The organism is Pseudomonas sp. GL-R-19 (genome assembly GCF_019956375.1).
GTDB lineage: Bacteria > Pseudomonadota > Gammaproteobacteria > Pseudomonadales > Pseudomonadaceae > Aquipseudomonas.
The window spans coordinates 135980-154590 of sequence record NZ_JAHBDJ010000001.1 but is presented as its reverse complement, the minus strand read 5'-3'; the positions used below and the strand labels follow the sequence as shown (position 1 = coordinate 154590).

Below are 18611 nucleotides of genomic sequence, written 5' to 3'. Positions count from 1 at the left end.
CTTCCTGGACATTAAAACCTCCGGGTAGCTGATCCCGCGATACCTCAGTTGAGGATCTTCCGCGGGCTTGTCACTCAGTGAGACATGGAGTGTCTGTGTATTAAAACCCGCTCGGACGTGGGGTCAATCTCCAGTCCAGACACCAGGAAAGCGCGGCATTCCAGGACGTTCCAAGGAAGACTATTTGGCTCAAGTTCCAGATCAACGGCGCACTCCAACCGGGTATGAATTGATACGAGAGGCGCTCCAAAGAGGCCCGGCTACGGAGCCACTCTGGAAACGCTGAACTCGCATTTGCGTTCAAGATTTTCCCGTCGGGTCAACCTCGGCGGCTAGGTACAGGTGCGTGGAGGTTGCCTCCACCACCAGCGACCCGGCTGTCCCGCGAAGACTTGCCAGGACCGGATCGTCGATGTCGAAGTACTCGGCAAAATCATCGCCACCCAATTCATCTCGTGCGCGATTCCACCAGGAATCGAAATCGTCGACGTCAGGGTTGCAGCCGGTGGCGTAGGACACGTTTTTACGGCCACCTCCATCCGGTTTGTTCTCGCCGAACTCGGACATGAGGTAGACACCGTGGTCCTTGACCAAGAGCACACGGCAACCTTTGATACCGGCGGCCAACACGGCGTGGAGTTCAGAACCTGTGAAGCGCAGCATGATGAGATTCTCCAGAGAGTGCGGAGGAATGCCACCCGTGCGGGGGAATTTCCCAGCACTGGAATGGATTGAGAAGGGTTGTATCGAAGACGCAGGCTTTGGGAGTCTGAGGGATTAGAAAGCGTTCATCACCGCGGGAACGGTGACCATGCGAGCTGCCGAACGCGAATCGCATTTGGGGATAACCATCACGAGCGTGACGTAGCCTAGAAGGTTATGGCTACCTGGGGTGCTGGAAAACCAGCGATTGCCCAGTTGGTGTATCAAGCGGATCGGCATAACGTCAACGACGTTTTTCGTTTGAATGGGCAGCTCAGATCCATACAGCTCCACTCGCCATTATCAGCGCAGCCCAGGTGATCAACGGTCATGGAAATCAACGGGACAGGAGTAAGCTAAGGCTTGGATCCAAACTCTCGGTGGATCCTTGGCCGCGAGTGCAGAGAAGAAAAGGGAGGCATTAAATGACTGTTCCAGCGTCTTCTACTCCGAGCCGTACCCCTGTCGGCAAGTATTTAGTCCGTGCCGCTGTGCGTTTGGGTCGGTTGGTCCGCTCACTCGAAACGACAGTTTTGCAGTCCAGCATGTTGGCTTCCGTGCCGCTCAAGTTTCGCCAAATCGGCGTGCATATTTTTAAGTTGATATTCGTTTTTGCGGTTGCATCAGTCGCGCTTACCTTGGCGATCGGGATGGTTGCTCTGTGGACCATTGCGGCAATGTCCATAACTGCATCTGAAGATGAGGAGCCTGGTGTGCATGAGGTGAGCCACCCTCAACATCAACACAAATATCCAGAGCTGTATGACGAACACGGGTCGCTCAGATAACGTCCTATTTTAGTTTCTGGACACCAGCCATGAGCTGTGAAGAACCCCTTCCTGCTTGTGTCTGAGCAGCCTCTGTTCCTCTAGTAAGAAGCGTTTGGATACCACTCCCCACGTTATATCCCGCCCAACTCATCGCGCCGATAAAAATCATTGGTAGCACTACAAACATTGCACCCATCACGTACTCGATGACCTGCGAGGTTACCGTCCCGTCCATGAACCCTGCCGTCGGCAACGACAAGAGCGTCTGGTCCGTGGCAGACACCTGGTTGTACAGCGTCTCCAGCATGCTTGAGTCGATCCAGCGTGCGAGCTCCCACCAGAACGTCAGCATGTGCAGGGTGAACAGCGCGAACGTCACCGTCATCAGCGCTTTGAGCTGATAGGTGCTGATTAGCAGCACCAGTGGCAGGCTGATGATCGTGCCCATGATCAGAAAGGCTTGGACCATCGGTAGTGCGGCGCGCAACGCATTCATCGCCGGGAAATTGCTGAACGAGCCCAGGGCCAGCCCAGTGTTCGTGGCCAGGTTGTTGAGTCCTTGCGTCAATGAGCCGCCACGGGCGCTGCTGCCGTAATCCTGGAACACCTGTCCCGGCGCCATGTTCAACGATTGCTGCCGCGGGCTCACCAATTCGCGAAGGGTGGCGTCTTCGATCTCGGTGCTCGTACGTCCCGTCAGCCAGCCTCGCAGACTCGACATCAGCGATGGATCGACCTCGGCCACCAAGCGATCACGCAACCCGATCGTGCCATCGCTCCACCACTGCTTGCAGGTGGGGTAACCGGCGCCGTTGTCGAGTTGGGGCAGGGAGGTATCCCGGGTATCGTCGTACGGCCAATCGACCCTGGGCGTTCGCGAGCGATCGGTATCGTAGTAACCCGGTGTATCGAGCAGGTAGGTCGAGCCAATCCAGGACGCATCGTAGCTCTGCGACTCGTCCAGTTCAGGGCGATTGGTGAACAACCGCGAGCGCGAGTAGCCGTAACATTCCCGGGTGAAGTCGGCGACCTCCTGCAGCAGCACCTGATCGTTGATACGCGAGCTGTCGATCTCCATGCGCATCGCACGGATGTCGGGCGCACACGGAATCGATGCGGCGGCGGCGGCGGTGATGCCCTTGCTCATGGCATGCACGAGGAACCACCACACCGGCACGTTCGCTGATTTCTCGCCAATGGTGTTGAAGGTCGTGCCCCAGGCCGTGTCAGCGGGCCCGGCCATGGAAACCCCGCAGCGTCGGCTCGACGTATCGTCGAAGGTCACGGAGGAAAGGTTCAGCGGAAAGAACGGCATGCAGCCGAACAGGATGACCACGTAACTCATCCATAGCCGATTCTCGACGCGAGGGATCGACAGTAGACCTTTGTTGCCCTCGTCAGCTCCCTGTTGGCGAGCGGACAGCCATTCCTGCAGGATGATCGCACCAAAGGGCGCGGCGAACAGCCCGGTGTCCGCCAGTGTATTCCAGATGCCGTTGTTGATGATCCATGCCAGCAGCGACAGATAGTACTCGAGGTAGCTGTTAGTGCTCATGCTCATGATTGCACCTCACACACGAGACAGTTCGACCAGAATGATCGAGCCGAGGCCGATCAATCCCAGGCGTTTGAGTCGTTGCTGGTCAACAGGTGCCGGTCGCAAGCGCAACGTCGCAGTCCAGACTGCAAGGATCAGGGCGTACAGCAGGGCGCGCCAGCAAGCGAGGTAGGGCGTAGTGGGGCGCGCCTGCCCGAACCCATCAATCTGGGCACCTGTCAGCTGCAGCGCCATCCATGCAATCAGGAGCATCAAGGTCGTTGCACTGATGATTAGCAGCACATGGGTGAGCGTCGACTTCAACGAAAACAGGGTCATGGTGTGCTCCTCCCCTGGTCGGCGCGGTGCAGTCGGTCCGGCTCCGGATCACGCTGATCGATGTTACGAGAGGCGTCGGCGCCGCCAGCATGGCGATCGAGGATCAGGCTGGCCGTGTTGGTGGCAAGCGACTGACGCACCTGCAGCTCTGTTTGCAGCAGGCGTATCTCGCGCTCCAGTGTTTCGACGTTGCCGTTGAGGGCATGGGTAGCGGGCTGCGCAGACGCGACATTAGGTTCATGACTGCCGGCCAGGAGTGTGCGCTGGAGCAGCATCGCTTTGTAGATCACGCTCGACAGCGCGGTCTCGCTGGCCAGGCGCCGGGCCAGCAGGTTCTGGTCGGGATCGTCGCGCAGGCCCTCGATGACCCCGCGAGTCACCTGCAGCAACGGGCTGGAGACTTTGCCAAGGTTCTCCGGCGTGGGTTGCTCGGCGCCCGACAACATTCGTTGCAGACCCTCAAGGTGTTCTGTGTAGGTTTCCTGGATCAGCGGCGAGAGGCCTGTCCCGGCGGTAACGCGCAGCGTCTCGCAGTCGTCGCAGGTCGCCACCTCGGTTTCACCAAGCACGCGGGTGGCCCATGCGGAGGCCTCTTCGGGGCTCGACCAGGCCTGGCAGATGGCACCATTCTCGCAACCAGAGCCGACGGCCGACGTATCCTCGACCGTTCGGTTGTGCAGTAGGTTGTAGCCTGCCTTAACGACGTCCGAGGTCACCCGTATGGGTTCCTGACCGTTACCCCCCGCTTTCTGCCCACCGACCCAGATGACACCGTTGTTGCCGTTGTTCGATTCGGTATCCTTCACCGCCACCACCGCATCACCGTCGGACTGCTCGAGGTTTTTCTGCATCTCCTGGTTCTGCGCCAGTGCGCCCCAACCGGCCTGGTCCACCTTGTCGGCCATTTTGGCCGCCATCGCCTGGCAGGTGAGCTTTGAGCGGTCAAAGTCGATGCGCCCCTGCAGTACGCCGTTGCTCAGCAGCTCATACAGACCGGGATTGGCGCGCTGAATGATCATCGCCGGCAGAGACATCACGGCCTGTGTGGCATTCTCGATCACATTGCCCATGATCTGCTGGAAGCCTTGGGTGGCGCCATTGAGCTGATTCTGCAGAGTGTTGGAGAGGTTCATGTTTCCGCACATCATGTTCGCGCGCCAGGACATGCCCACGCCAAGGCCATTGGGGCGGTAGAGCGAGGAGGGGGACCCCGTCGCCGATCCGCCGCCTATGGTGTACATCACGCGGTCATCCAGGACCTGGGCCTGGTCACCAAGGTGGTAGCCGTTTTCTGCGGCATGGCCGACGGCACTTACGAGGGCGCACACCAACCCGAGCGAGAGGGTATTCATCATTGGCCTCCATCAAAGTCGATGCTGAACAGGAAGGTCTGGCCCATCCGCTGGCAGCAGTGGTAAGGGCGCCAAAGCGACCAGGCATAGGCGCCGTCGGCGCTCTGGATCGTCGGGCTGGGGAAGATGGCGCAGGTGGTCTGGATCACCGGGGCGAGCAATTGCCAGCGGTGGTTGTTGATGTTGTTCTCCATCACCGGCTGCGGCGGCCAATAGCCGGGAGATGGCATCGGCTGCAGCGGCAGGTAGACATGCGGCTGGCCGACGCGCGTGATGAAGTCGCTGGCACGCTGGGCCATGACGGCGGATGCTTTGAAGTCGTCAGGCTGCACCAGAAATCCGTGCCGCGGATAGACACTGCCCCACATGTTCCCAAGTGCCCGGCTGCCAATCTCGCGCATGCCCGGAATGAGCGCTTGTGGGTAGATGGATTCGGGAACGGCCTGACGCCAGGCCAGCGGGTCGAGCGTGCTGAGGTAGTATGGCGCAAGGGGAGTCGCCCCACTTGGGCATGCATAGCCGAAGCCATGCGCAAAGGCTGTCAACGCCGAACCGCCGGGATGCCCGATGCCGTCGACATTCTTGAACCGGGGCAGATTATCGCGCTGCTTCGAAGGCGTGATCAGGTTGCCACCCCCTTGTGACGCCGGTGTGGGCATCGACAGTGCGGACACCTCGCCCCAGGGATTGCCGCCGGTGTCGGAATAGCTCGATACCACCAACTCGGGAATAAAGTGGCGGACCTTGGGCGAGGTCTTCACCGTGCAGCCAAACGGTGTACAGAGCAGCCAGAAGCAGATCCCGACGACCCGGTACTCCAGGCACTGCAGCGAAGTGACGGAGGCGATGATGGTGGGGGTAGTCAGTGCCGCGCACTGCTCGGCCGCGACGAGCAGTGCAGCCGCGGTGAAGGCTCGGCCACGGCCAATCTTCCTGGACTTTGGCGATCTGCAGCGGGTGGTGGCGGTCACGATCATGGGCAGCGCTCGACATGTGGCAGCGGTGTGCATCCGTGCGCCAAGCTTCAGCATCCAGGATCCGACCGAATAGGACGGCGGACAAACCGAGGCCGGAGTGATCGGTTTTGTCAGTCACCGGGTTGAGGGCCGCAAATTCTGCAAAATCACCGAAGGAGTACAAATGTACTCATGCCGATTTTTGTTGATTGAAAGTCTTTTGAAAGTCGCCGGCGCTCGGGTGTTCACGACATGCCGCGTAACCGATCGATCTCCGCCGCGACCTGGAGGGCGGCGTCCAGCTCGGACTGTTGGTGCTGTTCCATCAGTCGCCAGCGCTGAGCTTTTTCCTCGGGCTCGGTCATGGCTAGGGCGAGGTACAGGCTCGGCGGCACCGCGCGAAACAACGTCTCCAGGTTCTTCGACAGGACCACGCCCTCGGTGTATTTGCCCGAGGCCTTGCTCGCGGAAAGCAGTAGGGCCTTCTGAGCGGATGTGAGCTTTTTAAAGCGGGCAATCTCTTCAATTTCTGCCGGTGGCATGTTCAGACAGATCCACCACTCGATCATGTTGAGCATGGTCTGGGCTGCATCGGGGAAGTCGGCCAGGTTCTGCGTTGCCATCCAGAACCACGCGCCGAGTTTGCGCCACATCTTGGTGCCCTTGACCACAAACGGCGCCAGCAGCGGGTTCTTGGTGATGATGTGGCCTTCGTCGGTGACCATGATGATCGGACGACCGAGGTACTGATCGCGTTCGGCGAGGTTGTTCACCGTGTTCATCAGGCTGATGTAACTGATCGACATCTGCGCCTCGTAGCCCTCACGGGCATAGGTGGCGAGGTCGACGATCGTCACATCGCTTTCTGGCCAGGGTGTGCCTGGCCGGTCGAAGAGGGCACCCTCGAAGCCTTGGCAGAACAGGTCGATGGACTCGGCCATCTCCTGCGCCCGCTCGCGACGCTTGTCGGGCAGATGGGCGTCGCTGGCGACCTGGCGCAGTGCATCGCGAACGTGGCGTGTCATGACCTGCTGCTCGGTGGCCGCGCAGTGTCTGGCGGCATCCAAGATGCACTCGCGGATCAGGCTGCGGTCTGCCCGGGTCAGCCGCGCCTCTTCCTTGGCTTCGCCGCCGGTGATCATCAGGCGGGCAGTGATTTCCAGCTCGCCCAGCACGTCGCGTTGCTCATCACTGTCCGTCTCGGTTTCATCCAGGTCCTCGGTCGACAGGCTGGCCACCTGATCGGGCTGTTCGATCAGACGGCGAGCATCGGCGAAAGGCGCCAAGCTCAAGCCACTGCCGGGTTTGAGCTGAACCTTGTTGACGGAAAGCCCTTGGGTGGCGAAGTAATCGCCCTGCAAACCGAAGGAATTACCCGCTTCGACAATGAACAGCCGTGGTCGATACACGGCCATGACCTGCATCAATATCGAAACCAAGGTGGCCGACTTGCCGGCGCCGGTTGGACCGAACAACAGCAGGTGGCCATTCATGGAGCGGTCGAAACGCGACAGCGGGTCGAACGACAAGGGCGCACCACCACGGTTGAAAAAAGTGAGGCCCGGATTGCCGGTGCCGATGCTGCGTCCCCACAGGGGCAGCAAGTTGGCGACATGCTGAGCAAACAGCAGTCGGGTGTACCAGTTGCGCGTGTCTCGAGCCGGGTTGTAGACCATCGGCAACCAGCGCAGATAGCTATTGCACGCCGCGACTTCGTCGCCCTCGCGCACCGGCTGCAGGCCGGCGCCGAGCAGCACGTTGGCGGCCTGGGTCGAGCACTGGCGCAGTTGCTGTTCATCGGCACCGCGCAGGTACAGCGCCAAGGTGCCGCGGTACAGCTTGTGCTGTCGGCCGATCAGCGCGCGGGCCTCTTCCACGTCCTGGCGGGTTTGGGTCGAGGCGAGGTTCTCGCCGATGGCTTTGCGCGCCAATCGGTTGAGCTGCTCCTCGAGCACATCCTGAGGCGTGATTACCAAGGTCAAACACATGACGGCCTGCTCGGGTAACTGATCGAACAAGGCGTTCAAGGCCTCGCCCTTACGCGTTTCGCCGGTCAGCTGACCGATATGGGGCGGTCTGCGCAGCTTGTCGACCACCATCACGGCATGCGGTTGCTGATCGAAGTACCACAGGCCCTGGTCGCTATCCGAGCGTGGCTCCTGAAAGAACAGTCGCTCGGCAAAATTGTGGTCGAACGGCAGCGGCAGTCCATCGCCGTCATCCTCCTCGGGGTAGGGCACTTGACGATAAAACGCTGCGGGTGATTCGCCGGTGAGGGCAGGGGCCGGGTTGAACCAGGGCAACAACCAGGTGTAGAAGTCGCGCCCGGTCAGACGCCGCGGGCTGACCCCGCAGGCCTGTAACGAGGCCACCAGACGGTCACACGTCCTGCTCAACAGCTGAGCCGGGCTCTGCGTATCGTCGTCACCTTGATCCCCCAGCCAGCGATAGACCACTAGCCGAATCCGCCGATTGCTGCCGCGCCAGGGCAGGTGAGACACGATATGGTCGTCGAACAGTCCGCCCGGTTTGGCGATGGCGTCGAGGTGACGTTGCATCGACGCGAGGAAAGCCTCGGTGAACGGCGTGCCTTGTGCCCGTGGCGCGATGTAGCGCTCCAGGCGTTCGAGGTACGGGGAAAAGTCACTGTCGTCCTGGCAGTAGAATTGCACCACCCAGGGCGCCTGGTCGAGCTCGTCGAAGCTGTCCTGCAGTGCGTCTTCCAGGGCGTCGCGCGCCGCCATCAGCCACTCTGGTTCACGGCCCTCAGTGCCGATCGGCTGCAGCTCAAACACGGCGCCCACCGAGCGATTGTCGTCGAGGAGAAAACACTGCTCGTCCTCAAGGTATTCGACCCAGGGCAAGTGGTCGGTGAAGCTGGGATTGTGTGCGTACTGGGCGGCCTCATCGGCAAGGGTGGCGCGCCGACGCTGTGTCGCACGCCAGGGCTTCCAGCGCGGCGGCTCGCGACTCGTGTCATCGGCCATCACAGATCTTCCAGGCGCTCGCCGGGCAGCGCGTATTGGACCTTCTCGTACAGCGGGAACACGGTCGAGTAGCCAGGCACCGGCGTCTGCTGGGTGCCGGCCAGGTGCGGGTAGACGTACATAACCAAGTCCGGGTTGGGCAGGCGCGGGAACTGGGTGCGGATCTCGTTGGCGGCCGTGCGGGTATAGGCACTCTGGTCGCTGATCAGCCGCTCCGGATCGAGCACCGGCCGGCGCAGTTCACCGCGAGCCTCTTGCAACTGTTGCTGCGAGCCGACCGAGCCACTGCCGTTCCAGATGTCCAGCATGGTTTGATCGCCATGAGGCAGCAATTCATCTTTGCTGGTGGAGCAACCGGCCAGGTGCAGGATGAGCAGCAGGCTAATCCAGATCCAGTACCGATACGGATGGGCTTTCATGATTCACTCTCCGGCCTTTGGGTTCGTAGTCGATGCTGATTTCATGGTCCAGGTGCAAGGCCACCTTGGCCCCGGGTGGGACGTAGATGGCCGCGAAGGCTTCACCGTAGAGCTTATTGATCCAGTCACGGATGTCGCCAATGCCACCGCTGATGACCGAGTTCAACGCGCTGTTGCCGCTGTTCTGGGTCAGGCCCAGGTTGCCGCTGGCCGAGTTGATGAAGGAGGTATTGGTCTGCTCACTGCCCAATGCGGCGGCGAAGCCGGCACCGGCCGCAGTGATCAAGCTCTGGCTCCCCAGGTACTGCTGGGCGTTGGAGCGGCGTTCGCCGGAGATGCAGGGAATGCCGTAGGGATCAGAGATGTAGCCCAAGCCGCCGCGGATTTTCTCGGTGTCCGATGTCTGGGGGCTGGTGCGATTGCGGCTGACGACCTTCTGTGGCTGCGGCACCGTGCGAACGGTACCGTCGCTGAAGACAAAGGTAATTGACTCGACCTGGCCGCGGACGCAGGACAACGTCCAGTCGCCGGCGGCGGTGCCGCTCATGACCGCGCCGACCACATCCGGCAGGTCGATACCGTTGGCGGTGAGGTTGTCCGGCCCCACCAGTACCTTGAACGGATAAGGATCGTTCACGGTGCCGTCCACCGGCACGCGGCCGATCAGGGCAGTCATGGCGATTGAGCCTATCAGGGTCGAGTTTTCGGGGATGGTGTAGACGGGCCTAGCGTCCTCGGTGCGATCTTGGGCGTTCTCCAGGTCACGCTCGCCTTTGGCGACGGCGCGCAGGTGGTCCTGTCCGCGGTCGATCGCGTTGTCATCCAGACCGTGCAGGTCCTTGAATTTCGACGTCAGGGTCGACAACGGCCCTTCAGTTTTCAGGGCGTCCTCTTGGCTGGCGCGTGCATTCGACGGTTCGATCCACTGCACCGCGTCCGCCGGTGGCGGAACACTCGAAAATTGCTGCTCGTCGCCTGGCTCGAGGCCAAAGCCCACCGGCACGTCGGAGTTCGCTGCGGGCTTGCCAGTGAGCTGGTCTTTGAGCCTGGACAGCAGCCTCTGGGTTTCGCGGTGCTGTTGCTCGGCCTTCTGCCGGGCGTCGTTGGCCTGCTGGCGCTGCTCGGTGACCTGCTGGGTGACACTGCTCAACGTGCTCTGGATGCGAGTGTCGATGTTGCCTTCGCGCGTGCGCAGCCGAGTGTTCTCGATCTGCAGCGTGTCGTTGCCTTTCTTCAACGACAGCATCTCGCTGCGCATCGCCTTGACCTGTCCGATCAGCGTGGCGACGGTGTCGCGCGGGGTGTCGCCCGCGATGCCGAGAGCCTTTGCCTGTTCCGGACTGAGCGTTGCCTTGTCGGGATCATGAGCGGGCTGGCCAGTGGGTACGGCCACCCAGGATTTGCCGATGATCAGTACGATCCCCAGCAGGACGCCGGGCACCAGCCATTTCAGCAGGCTGTTAGCTTTCATGATCGGCAGCCTCCGGTGCTGGCGGGGGCAGTAGCAGCGCGTGCTTCAGGTCGCCGCCGCGAGTGACGAGGTAGGCCACGGTGGTGTCTTCAGGCGTGCCGGCACGGCCGAGGTCTGCGTGCTGGAACGTCGCGGCGTACAACGTGGCCTGCAGATGACGCGGGTCCAGCGAGACCTTGCCGGGGCCCCGGTTCACGATCTTTACCGCTGTCACCCAATAGTCGCCCAGCCTCCAGGCGGCGAGCGCCTTGATCGATACGCGCTCGGTGGGCAGCAACGTGTTGAATGCAGTGGCGTCAATCAGCGGCATCCGGCGGACACCGGGCAGTGGCGTCACGGTTCGCAGTGGTGCATAGAGGTTCTGCGCCGCATAGCGGGTGAGCACCACCGGAACCGGCGTCGCGGCAGGTGCTGCGTCCTTCGCGGGTTCCACGTCCGGCGCCTGAGCCTGGGCCACGATTTTGACCGGCTCCAGCGCCACGCTGCCGTCGAGCGCTTCGATGTCGATCAGTATGATGTCCCCGGACTTCACCGACTGCAGCTGCAGTCGCGTAGGGGGAAGGGCTTCCGCGGCGCGCAGGTACACGGTTCCGCCCACGGACTGCACGCGCAGCTTGCTGGCGATTGCACTCGGCAACCCGACGCGGACATCTTCATCCAGCATCAGGATGCGTTCCTGGCCAACGGTGAGCGGGACGGCCAGCGGCAGGCGGTCCCAGTATTTGATCTCGACGGCGCCTGCGGTTGAGCACCAACCGGCAACCGACACCAGGATCAGAATCAAGACACGCATCATCACGCACCTCCGGGCAGTGTCAACTTTTGCGGTGTGCCTTCGTAGCAGTCCAGGGCCAGGCCCCACTTGTTGTGCTCAGGGTCGACATCGAAACGCACCACGCGCAGCGGATAACGCACCACCACTCTTTTCACCGGCTCGGCGGCGTAGTACTCGTCGGCATTGAGGTCGAGCTTGACCAGCCAGCTGCGTGCATCCAGCTGCTTTACCCGCAAATTGGGATCGTCGCTGTAGCCACGGCCCAGCACTTCGTACACGCCGCGCACCCGGCCTCGTAGCTCGCCCGCCGCCTTGCGGTACTCGAAATCGCCGTCGAAGAAGGTTTTGCACGCCGGGGTGAGGTAGGGTTGCAGGGCGAAGATGGCGCGGTGGTAATCAGTCTCACCATCGGAGGGCCAACGGTTGAGTTGACCGAAGATGTACAGGGCGAAGGCATAGATGTTTTCGGGCGGCACATCCCACCATTTTCGCGTGCTCCCGGAGCGCAGATCGGGTGGCACGTGGACGGTCAGTTCAGACGGGGCCGACTGCCAGCCGTACCAGAGCCCGGCGCACAGCACTGCCAGGATCGCCACAGCTAGGCGCAGGCTGAGGATATGCGCCTGCTGCACATCTACCTTATTACGGAAGCGGCTCATGCGGCGGTCCTCACATGCCGACGCGTACGTCGGACGGTCCACGGACCGGAGTGCAGGATCAACTGGTTGGTGCCGATGCCCCAGTGCACCGCCAACTGCCACTGCAGGCGCCGGTACAGCCAGGTTTCGGGGCGGGCGCGCTTCGCCCGGCGCAGCAGCTTGCCGCCGCCGAGCAGCACCAACGCCATGCACAGGAACATGCAGGTGGGGAGGGTGGCGATGGAGGCGGTCGCTACCGCCAGCGGCGCACCGAGGATCAAGCCCAGCGTGGCGCCGACCATCAGCGCGACCCACATTTCGTCGTTGGTGAGGCCACGGAGGACGGCCGGGTCACGGTTGAGGCGCTCCGGCAGGAAGGTCAACGTGCCGTCAGGCAGGGTTGGAGGGGTATCGGACATGATGACCTCACAAAATCGTGGCGGCTTTGGTCAAGAACCACAGGATCACCACTACCAGCAGTGCGCCGACACCGACTACGGCGCCGAGGTCCTTCCAGGTTTTGCGCTGGTTCTGTACGTCGGCGTAGACGGTGAGCGAATGCCAGGCCACGCCCAGGAACGCAAGGGTGGCGATCAGCAGCCCGAGCAGGATGCCGCCGTCGTAGGCGTAGTTCTTGATGGTGTCGATCAGTCCCGAACCTTCGCCGCGGGAAGGCGCTTCCATGGTCGGTAGATCAGCCCAGACCAGGGTCGAGCTCAGCAGAACTAGACCGCCGAGCAGGGCCTTCAAACAGGTTTCCCGCAGAAAAGCGAGCGAACGGTGACAGCGACGGGAGAGGTTCATGGCAAATCTCCTGGTTTACGACAGCATGAAAAACATCAGCACGATCAGGGTGAGGGCAAGGCGCAGCGTGCTGCCGCCGAGCGACCCGAAGTTGATATTGCCGGCCGCCCAACCGCGGTAGCCGGTCCACAAGGCCCAGGCGCACCAGAGCAGTGCCAGCATCAGAACCGAGGAGCGCCACAACACCGAACTGAGCTGCGGGGTAAACCCGGAAACGGCGGAGAACGCGGCGAGTTGGGCGTCAGTCATGCTCATCGGACGGGCTCACGTGAGGCGCCTCAGAGCGATAACTGCCGGTCAGCTTAACCATGTCGGCCGGCTGCGCTCGGGAGGGCGACAGGTACTTGTTTATGCCCTGGCGGATGCGCTCGAGGTCGGTGGTGAACCTTGGGTAGTCGAAGCGATAGCGAGCCCCATCGGCATTGGTTGAGCTGCTGCGCGCGCGGTCGGCCAACTGTTCGATGGCAGTGACCTGCCGCTGCACTAGGCCCAGGTCTGAGCGCTCACGAGCGTCTTGAGCAGCGGCACTGAGCGTAACCAAGCAGGCAAGTAGCAAGGGATATTGGAAAGATGTCATGGCGAAATCCAGCCGGGAATCTGGCCTTCACCTTGATCAGTCAGGCTGGTATTGGCATGGGTTAAAGGGAATTTCGAGGGTTCGGTTTAAACAGGCGAAGTGACGAACAAAAGTCGGTTTCTTTGACCCGTTCTATCCAGACTGGGCAATCGTGGACAGGGGCGGGATACCTTAATCTGAAAATGGAGGCTTTGTTTGAATCGCGCTTGAGCTCACTGAACATCGTGCTCTGGTAGACAAGCTTCGAAGCACACGAGCCCTCACACCGGCCACACGTTGATCGCCGAGCGTAGCGCGAAGAACCGGTATGCACCGAGCTTGTTCTAGGTTTCTGATCTTATCTCTCAGCTTCGCAATGAGTTAGTTGGCAGACTGGTCTGTATGTTCCCTCAACGGCAGTGTATGCATTGCCAACGAACTCAAGTTCAAGCGTTCGCTGAGCTGTTCAAGCTTATCGAGGGTGATGCTCGAACGACCGACTTCCAGTTTGGCAAGGTAGGCGCGGCTGCTGGTGTCGGCAAACCCCAGCTGAGTCGAAGCCGCCGCCCCCTGCGCCTTCGTCCAAGTTTGCGCGGTTGCTTGGTACAAATATAGGGCTAAACGCCATCAATCGAGTGGACTACCGCAATGGAATACCCTAGATTCTCGGCAAATTGTCACGGACGTCGAGATGGATTCAAACGATTCGGGCGGTGTAGCCGCCAAACACGGTTTCCTTTTCCAGGACTGTGTCGCCGCTTTCCATGTCACTCGGATGCTCCGAGACAAGAGCATCCGCAGTGTCCGGTGTGAGGTGATGGACGATATCGATATCGTCTCCGACGGCTACGTCGACTTCGTGCAGGTAAAAAGTACCGAGAAAACGCGTTGGAACATTTCGGACATCGTCAAGAACGGCAAGGGCGCCGATAAGAAAACCATCCCCTGCAGTTCGATCCTGCACAAGTCGATGCAATGCAAATCAGATCCTGGTCTATCCCGGCGGTATTCTATCGTCACTGAAGACAAGGTGAATAAAACCCTAGAGTACCTGACGATCCCCCCCTCAGCACGGGCAGGCAAGCCAGGTAGGCAGGATCTGATCGACGACCTCAACAAGCGCACAGAAAACTACCAGACTGCCTCCGATGTTAGCGTCGCAGACTGGGTCGATGCAGCCAACTGGCAGGTGTATCACACTGCGCGCGAACTGGAGCTTCTGGGGATTAAGAACATTCGGATGGCCTCCCAGGATCTGCACGGCATCATCCTCAGCTCTGAAGCCGTCGCTGAAGACATCTGGTGGCGCATACTCGATACCGTTACGCGCAAGGGCGAGCGTTCACGGCGCATTTACAGTGTTGATGATAAGTCCTATACCCGACCAGACCTCTTCGAGTGGTTCAAGCTACGTGTCGAGGATGACCAGTCCAAGTCGGGCCGCAAAATCTACGTCAAACGGGACTTGCCCCACATTCTTATGCCATTCAGGGCGCCTATGGCTACGGCTTGCGCTAAGCGTAACGGGCAGGTTCTGAATCAAGAGTATTTTCTGCAGAAATACCGCTATAAGCACATCGTGGATAACGTCTGCCAATGGCTGGATGAGGTCTTTCTCCGGCCCAAGGAAATGGCCGATATTCACAAACTGACGCTTGTGGAAAAGCGCGAGCGGCTGCGCACATCTGTCTTCAAGTCGCTCCACGACGTTCGGGAGTTCCTGGGCCGCGTACTGTTACACGCCACCATCCGGCAGCACCACGAGAGCCAGCCGATACCCTGCATGCTGCACGTTGAGAGCCCAGGGGCCGAGAAAATTCTTGAGAACGTGCACATTGTCCGCCGCGATCCGGAAGGCGATCAGCTTTGGATTGGCTTCAGCGAGCTGGTGACGGACACCGACATCGCTGTGCGGCTGCCGGAGATACGGGATAAGTTGTACGAGGTCATCGAAGATTGTTTCGATTCTGCGCGCAGCAAAATCCTGGACGTCAAGGACGATGACTACCTGCTTCGCCATGACATCGACGAAATCCTCGATGGCAGCCGGCCTTTGGATGCTCACCTTGATCGCTTCAGGTTCGTCCTGTTCGTGGGGTATGACTCTTACTTGGTGACCGACCCTGAAACCCCGGGCCATGAGGATGAGCTGGAGCAGGAAACGGCAGCGCTGTTTGAGCAGTTTGCTTCCGACCTCGTAGAGGATTCGCCGTTCGCGAATCTGTGCGTCCACGTATTTATTTACCCCGCTCCAAGCCTTGAGCGGCTAACAAAACTGGTCGAAGACAAGGTGAGGGCGGTGGTATGACGCAGGTGTATGAGCAGGCGAAACACAGCCTTCAGAGTGAGGACTTCTCGTCGTTCCGGTATCTGTCTGTGATCAACAGGCTGCTGTCCAACCCGGTGTCGTATGAGCTGGGTCGTGATTTGATCGTCCGCGCCCTAGATGCCCGCGATCGTTTCGTTGACCACACCACCCTTCTGAAAAATATGGTGAGAAAGTCAGGCCTGTTCCCCTACCTGAAAAAGGAGTTCTCCGACCTGACGCCGGAAGAACTGAGAGTGCTGGATCTGTACCGAACCCCGTTCTCGGACAGCTTCGTTTTTCACTCGATGCAGTTCCACATATTCGATCTGCTCAAGGCTGGTCAGAATGTGGTGCTCAGCGCGCCTACTAGCATGGGCAAAAGCGCCATCGTGGACTCGCTGCTCGGCCTGGGTGACCTGAAACGGCTCGTGCTGGTGGTTCCAACCGTGGCCCTTGCCGACGAAACGCGTCGTCGGTTACAGGCGAGGTTCGGCGATCGATACCAGATCATTCATCACAGCTCGCAAGAGTGCCATTCCGATCGGGCCGTATACGTCCTGACGCAGGAGCGGGTGAACGAGCGAGATGACATTGCCGACATCGATCTCTTCGTCATCGACGAGTTTTACAAGCTGGCCTTCCGAGAACTCAAAAACGGCACAACGGATTACAAGGACGAACGCGTCATCGAGCTCAACATCGCGCTAAGCAAGCTGCTTAAGGTCTCCAAGCAGTTTTATCTGACCGGGCCGTTCGTCAACAGCATTCGCGGCCTGGAAAAGCTTGGCTACGCGCATACCTTTGTCTCCACCGACTTTAATACGGTGGCGCTCGACGTCCAGACCTTCGGTATCAAGCCCAACGACGACGATGGCAAGCTTGAAGCGCTCGCCAAGATCTCGCAGGACTGCGTCGGTGCAACGATTGTTTACTGCAAGTCGCCAACTGTTGCCGGCATTGTGGCCCGAGAGCTAATCAGGCTCGGGCACGGTAAGTCGACCGAGAGCCCGCATATCGACTGGGTCAGCGAGGAGTTCGATCCCGAGTGGGATTACACCGTTGCTCTGAGAAACGGCATCGGCTTGCATTTCGGTGCGCTGCCGAGGGCGCTCCAGCAATACACCGCCGACCAGTTCAATGCTGGAAACTTACGCTTCCTGCTGTGCACCTCCACCATCATCGAGGGCGTCAACACCGTCGCGAAGAACGTCGTGATCTACGACAACCGCGATGGCATTCGCAGCATCGACAAATTCACCCACGGCAATATTAAAGGGCGCGCCGGGCGGATGGGCGTTCACTTTGTGGGCAAGATCTTCTGCCTGGAGGAAATTCCAGAGGACAGCCTCAACCAAGAGGTGGAGATACCGCTCGGTATTCAGGATGTCGAGACCCCGATCAACTTGCTGGCCAGCGTTCAGCCTGACCACCTTTCTGAGTTTTCGCAGGATCGCGTCGAGGAGGTGTTCGCAAGCGATCGCGTCTCTATCGACCTCGTGAAGAAGCACTCCTACTTCCGTTTCGAGCAGTTCGAAGAGCTGCAAAGCATGGTCGAGATGATGGACGACACCGAGTTCGCCACGCTCGTGTTTCACTGGGGCCCCGCGACCAACTTCCTCAAGACCTTTGCAAAGATCATCGCCCGGCTGGTACCACATACGTTCAGCCGCAACGGGGTCAAGGTTAAACCCACTGATGTCCTGGTCGCCAAGCTCGCCGGCTACGTCAACGCGTCGAGCTATTCGGATTACCTCAAAAGCCAGATCGCATATGCACGGCAATGGGTGACCGAAGGAGACAAGCGCAAGCTGTCCGGCGCCCTGAACAATGACTTGAAGATTATTACCAATACCTTCGGATACACCCTACCAAAGCTGCTCGGCCTTATGGAGGATGTCGTCAAACACCATGCGCTAAAGCGAGGAATCCGCACCAAGATCGACTACACACACGTCAAAATGGCATTCGAGAACTTCCACCTGCCACCAGGGGTCAATGCCCTGGAGGAGATAGGAATTCCGATCCAGACGCTGCACCGCTTGGCTGACCTGATGGAGTTTCCGGAGCAGGCCGACGTGGATCAGCTGGGTCAGTTTATACGGGAGAACCAAGACGCCTGGGTACGATCGGTTGGTTACGTGGATCATATGTTCATCAAGCGTGCGCTTGGTATCGGATGACACTAAACCGGGGTCAGCATTGGGTCACGAATGTTGTGAAACATTCATGACACACTCAAAGGTACTTTTTGAATGTAGCCGTCGTGATGGCAACCATGCATCCCAGCAGAGCCGCACAAGGGAGCAGCACCCAAATGGGATTGAGGGACCAAGGCAGGGAGAGGTAGATCACCCAAGGGCTCACGATCAGCGGTAGTAATGTCCGCTTCGCTCGGTGGTAGACAAAGCTGCTCTCCCGGTCCGCTCCGAATTTGCGAAGGTCACGTCGCATCAAGCCGTCGACAGCACCGGTGACCACGGCAAGCAGGAACAGGGGCATGGCCAGGGTGAGGACGGCCAGGCGAACTACGAAAGTGAAGACCGTGAACAAGGCTGCCAGCAGGTAGTCCTGTAGCAGGACGTAGGCCTGGGCAAACTGCCCCTGCAGCGACGTTTCGCGACTGAGCAGCTTCAGTTGCGCGTCGGATTGTGCCCACCCGGAGCGGACCACGACCCACTCGTTTAGGTGTTGAAGTACTTTGGCGGTTGCTTGCGCCGGTTCTTCCACAAGCAGGGAACTCTTGAAATGGCCGCTCAACCAGCCCAGCTCACTCAGCCACATGGCATGGCTGTGATGCCAGCCCTGTTCCGGCCAGAACCACAACAGGCCCACAAACTCCAGTGCGATGGAGAACAGCAGCGAAGCGAACAGCAGGCCGAGCAGCCGTAGGCACAGCTCGATCGTGCCGAAGATGAGGCCCGGACGTGGTGGTGCAGGCGGTGGGCTGGTCTGAGGGGTAGGCATATGGGCTCCGCAGTGTTCGCTTGCTGGCGGGGC

The 18611-nt window shown here is 60.0% G+C and carries 19 protein-coding genes; 3 read left to right on the top strand and 16 right to left on the bottom strand.

What is annotated here, in order from left to right:
* Positions 1 to 300: 300 nt before the first annotated feature.
* Positions 301 to 663: a DUF3085 domain-containing protein gene (locus KGA83_RS00675; protein WP_223527633.1), complete on the bottom strand. Its 363-nt coding sequence runs from the start codon at positions 661 to 663 to the stop codon at positions 301 to 303.
* 464 nt (positions 664 to 1127) lie between these two features.
* Here KGA83_RS00675 and KGA83_RS00670 point away from each other — a divergent pair, with 464 nt between their 5' ends.
* Positions 1128 to 1490, top strand: coding sequence for a hypothetical protein (locus tag KGA83_RS00670; RefSeq protein WP_223527632.1), 363 nt, complete (start codon positions 1128 to 1130; stop codon positions 1488 to 1490).
* A gap of 4 nt (positions 1491 to 1494) precedes the next feature.
* Here the strand turns inward: KGA83_RS00670 and KGA83_RS00665 are convergent, their stop codons facing one another.
* The 14 genes from KGA83_RS00665 to KGA83_RS30015 form a co-directional block, all read right to left on the bottom strand.
* On the bottom strand, positions 1495 to 3033 hold the full coding sequence (locus tag KGA83_RS00665) for a conjugal transfer protein TraG N-terminal domain-containing protein (RefSeq protein ID WP_223527631.1): 1539 nt from the start codon (positions 3031 to 3033) through the stop codon (positions 1495 to 1497).
* A gap of 9 nt (positions 3034 to 3042) precedes the next feature.
* Positions 3043 to 3348 carry a hypothetical protein gene (locus tag KGA83_RS00660; protein ID WP_223527630.1) on the bottom strand — a complete coding sequence of 102 codons (306 nt, stop codon included), beginning with the start codon at positions 3346 to 3348 and terminating at the stop codon, positions 3043 to 3045.
* A complete protein-coding gene (locus KGA83_RS00655) occupies positions 3345 to 4700 on the bottom strand; it encodes an integrating conjugative element protein (protein ID WP_223527629.1) in 1356 nt (451 codons plus the stop codon). The genes KGA83_RS00660 and KGA83_RS00655 overlap by 4 nt, the downstream gene beginning before the upstream one ends.
* A complete protein-coding gene (locus KGA83_RS00650) occupies positions 4700 to 5677 on the bottom strand; it encodes a TIGR03756 family integrating conjugative element protein (RefSeq protein ID WP_223527627.1) in 978 nt (325 codons plus the stop codon). Before KGA83_RS00650 ends, KGA83_RS00655 begins: the two co-directional genes overlap by 1 nt.
* 224 nt (positions 5678 to 5901) lie before the next feature.
* A complete protein-coding gene (locus KGA83_RS00645) occupies positions 5902 to 8643 on the bottom strand; it encodes a conjugative transfer ATPase (RefSeq protein WP_223527625.1) in 2742 nt (913 codons plus the stop codon).
* Entirely contained in the window at positions 8643 to 9062 is a 420-nt protein-coding gene (locus KGA83_RS00640; RefSeq protein WP_223462108.1) for a TIGR03751 family conjugal transfer lipoprotein, read from the bottom strand. The genes KGA83_RS00645 and KGA83_RS00640 overlap by 1 nt, the downstream gene beginning before the upstream one ends.
* On the bottom strand, positions 9025 to 10533 hold the full coding sequence (locus KGA83_RS00635; RefSeq protein ID WP_223527623.1) for a TIGR03752 family integrating conjugative element protein: 1509 nt from the start codon (positions 10531 to 10533) through the stop codon (positions 9025 to 9027). The genes KGA83_RS00640 and KGA83_RS00635 overlap by 38 nt, the downstream gene beginning before the upstream one ends.
* On the bottom strand, positions 10523 to 11329 hold the full coding sequence (locus tag KGA83_RS00630) for a TIGR03749 family integrating conjugative element protein (RefSeq protein WP_223527621.1): 807 nt from the start codon (positions 11327 to 11329) through the stop codon (positions 10523 to 10525). Before KGA83_RS00630 ends, KGA83_RS00635 begins: the two co-directional genes overlap by 11 nt.
* Positions 11329 to 11967 carry a PFL_4703 family integrating conjugative element protein gene (locus KGA83_RS00625; RefSeq protein WP_223527620.1) on the bottom strand — a complete coding sequence of 213 codons (639 nt, stop codon included), beginning with the start codon at positions 11965 to 11967 and terminating at the stop codon, positions 11329 to 11331. Before KGA83_RS00625 ends, KGA83_RS00630 begins: the two co-directional genes overlap by 1 nt.
* A complete protein-coding gene (locus KGA83_RS00620; RefSeq protein ID WP_223527618.1) occupies positions 11964 to 12365 on the bottom strand; it encodes a TIGR03750 family conjugal transfer protein in 402 nt (133 codons plus the stop codon). Before KGA83_RS00620 ends, KGA83_RS00625 begins: the two co-directional genes overlap by 4 nt.
* A gap of 7 nt (positions 12366 to 12372) precedes the next feature.
* On the bottom strand, positions 12373 to 12750 hold the full coding sequence (locus KGA83_RS00615) for a TIGR03745 family integrating conjugative element membrane protein (RefSeq protein WP_223527617.1): 378 nt from the start codon (positions 12748 to 12750) through the stop codon (positions 12373 to 12375).
* A 15-nt stretch (positions 12751 to 12765) separates the two neighbouring features.
* Positions 12766 to 13005 (bottom strand): TIGR03758 family integrating conjugative element protein, encoded by a 240-nt coding sequence (locus KGA83_RS00610; RefSeq protein WP_223527615.1) that lies wholly within the window; start codon positions 13003 to 13005, stop codon positions 12766 to 12768.
* Positions 12992 to 13327, bottom strand: coding sequence for an RAQPRD family integrative conjugative element protein (locus KGA83_RS00605; RefSeq protein ID WP_223527614.1), 336 nt, complete (start codon positions 13325 to 13327; stop codon positions 12992 to 12994). The genes KGA83_RS00610 and KGA83_RS00605 overlap by 14 nt, the downstream gene beginning before the upstream one ends.
* A gap of 360 nt (positions 13328 to 13687) precedes the next feature.
* Positions 13688 to 13915, bottom strand: coding sequence for a helix-turn-helix domain-containing protein (locus KGA83_RS30015; RefSeq protein ID WP_223527612.1), 228 nt, complete (start codon positions 13913 to 13915; stop codon positions 13688 to 13690).
* 82 nt (positions 13916 to 13997) lie between these two features.
* On the opposite strand from KGA83_RS30015, the gene KGA83_RS00595 reads away from it, so the two are divergent.
* Both KGA83_RS00595 and KGA83_RS00590 read left to right on the top strand, forming a co-directional pair.
* Positions 13998 to 15614, top strand: a complete 1617-nt coding sequence (locus tag KGA83_RS00595; protein WP_223527610.1) for a dsDNA nuclease domain-containing protein — start codon at positions 13998 to 14000, stop codon at positions 15612 to 15614.
* On the top strand, positions 15611 to 17794 hold the full coding sequence (locus KGA83_RS00590) for a DEAD/DEAH box helicase (protein ID WP_223527608.1): 2184 nt from the start codon (positions 15611 to 15613) through the stop codon (positions 17792 to 17794). The genes KGA83_RS00595 and KGA83_RS00590 overlap by 4 nt, the downstream gene beginning before the upstream one ends.
* A gap of 55 nt (positions 17795 to 17849) precedes the next feature.
* On the opposite strand, the gene KGA83_RS00585 is transcribed toward KGA83_RS00590, so the two are convergent.
* Positions 17850 to 18578: a TIGR03747 family integrating conjugative element membrane protein gene (locus tag KGA83_RS00585; protein ID WP_223527601.1), complete on the bottom strand. Its 729-nt coding sequence runs from the start codon at positions 18576 to 18578 to the stop codon at positions 17850 to 17852.
* Positions 18579 to 18611 lie beyond the last annotated feature (33 nt).

What these genes read in the sequence shown, in the direction of transcription:
- KGA83_RS00605 (WP_223527614.1), bottom strand. Translation starts at nt 13,327, where the DNA reads ATGACATCTTTCCAATATCCCTTGCTACTTGCCTGCTTGGTTACGCTC.
- KGA83_RS00645 (WP_223527625.1), bottom strand. Translation starts at nt 8,643, where the DNA reads ATGGCCGATGACACGAGTCGCGAGCCGCCGCGCTGGAAGCCCTGGCGT.
- KGA83_RS00665 (WP_223527631.1), bottom strand. Translation starts at nt 3,033, where the DNA reads ATGAGCATGAGCACTAACAGCTACCTCGAGTACTATCTGTCGCTGCTG.
- KGA83_RS00635 (WP_223527623.1), bottom strand. Translation starts at nt 10,533, where the DNA reads ATGAAAGCTAACAGCCTGCTGAAATGGCTGGTGCCCGGCGTCCTGCTG.
- KGA83_RS00655 (WP_223527629.1), bottom strand. Translation starts at nt 4,700, where the DNA reads ATGAATACCCTCTCGCTCGGGTTGGTGTGCGCCCTCGTAAGTGCCGTC.
- KGA83_RS00650 (WP_223527627.1), bottom strand. Translation starts at nt 5,677, where the DNA reads ATGATCGTGACCGCCACCACCCGCTGCAGATCGCCAAAGTCCAGGAAG.
- KGA83_RS00675 (WP_223527633.1), bottom strand. Translation starts at nt 663, where the DNA reads ATGCTGCGCTTCACAGGTTCTGAACTCCACGCCGTGTTGGCCGCCGGT.
- KGA83_RS00625 (WP_223527620.1), bottom strand. Translation starts at nt 11,967, where the DNA reads ATGAGCCGCTTCCGTAATAAGGTAGATGTGCAGCAGGCGCATATCCTC.
- KGA83_RS00630 (WP_223527621.1), bottom strand. Translation starts at nt 11,329, where the DNA reads ATGATGCGTGTCTTGATTCTGATCCTGGTGTCGGTTGCCGGTTGGTGC.
- KGA83_RS00660 (WP_223527630.1), bottom strand. Translation starts at nt 3,348, where the DNA reads ATGACCCTGTTTTCGTTGAAGTCGACGCTCACCCATGTGCTGCTAATC.
- KGA83_RS00610 (WP_223527615.1), bottom strand. Translation starts at nt 13,005, where the DNA reads ATGAGCATGACTGACGCCCAACTCGCCGCGTTCTCCGCCGTTTCCGGG.
- KGA83_RS00615 (WP_223527617.1), bottom strand. Translation starts at nt 12,750, where the DNA reads ATGAACCTCTCCCGTCGCTGTCACCGTTCGCTCGCTTTTCTGCGGGAA.
- KGA83_RS00620 (WP_223527618.1), bottom strand. Translation starts at nt 12,365, where the DNA reads ATGTCCGATACCCCTCCAACCCTGCCTGACGGCACGTTGACCTTCCTG.
- KGA83_RS00670 (WP_223527632.1), top strand. Translation starts at nt 1,128, where the DNA reads ATGACTGTTCCAGCGTCTTCTACTCCGAGCCGTACCCCTGTCGGCAAG.
- KGA83_RS00595 (WP_223527610.1), top strand. Translation starts at nt 13,998, where the DNA reads ATGGATTCAAACGATTCGGGCGGTGTAGCCGCCAAACACGGTTTCCTT.
- KGA83_RS00585 (WP_223527601.1), bottom strand. Translation starts at nt 18,578, where the DNA reads ATGCCTACCCCTCAGACCAGCCCACCGCCTGCACCACCACGTCCGGGC.
- KGA83_RS00590 (WP_223527608.1), top strand. Translation starts at nt 15,611, where the DNA reads ATGACGCAGGTGTATGAGCAGGCGAAACACAGCCTTCAGAGTGAGGAC.
- KGA83_RS00640 (WP_223462108.1), bottom strand. Translation starts at nt 9,062, where the DNA reads ATGAAAGCCCATCCGTATCGGTACTGGATCTGGATTAGCCTGCTGCTC.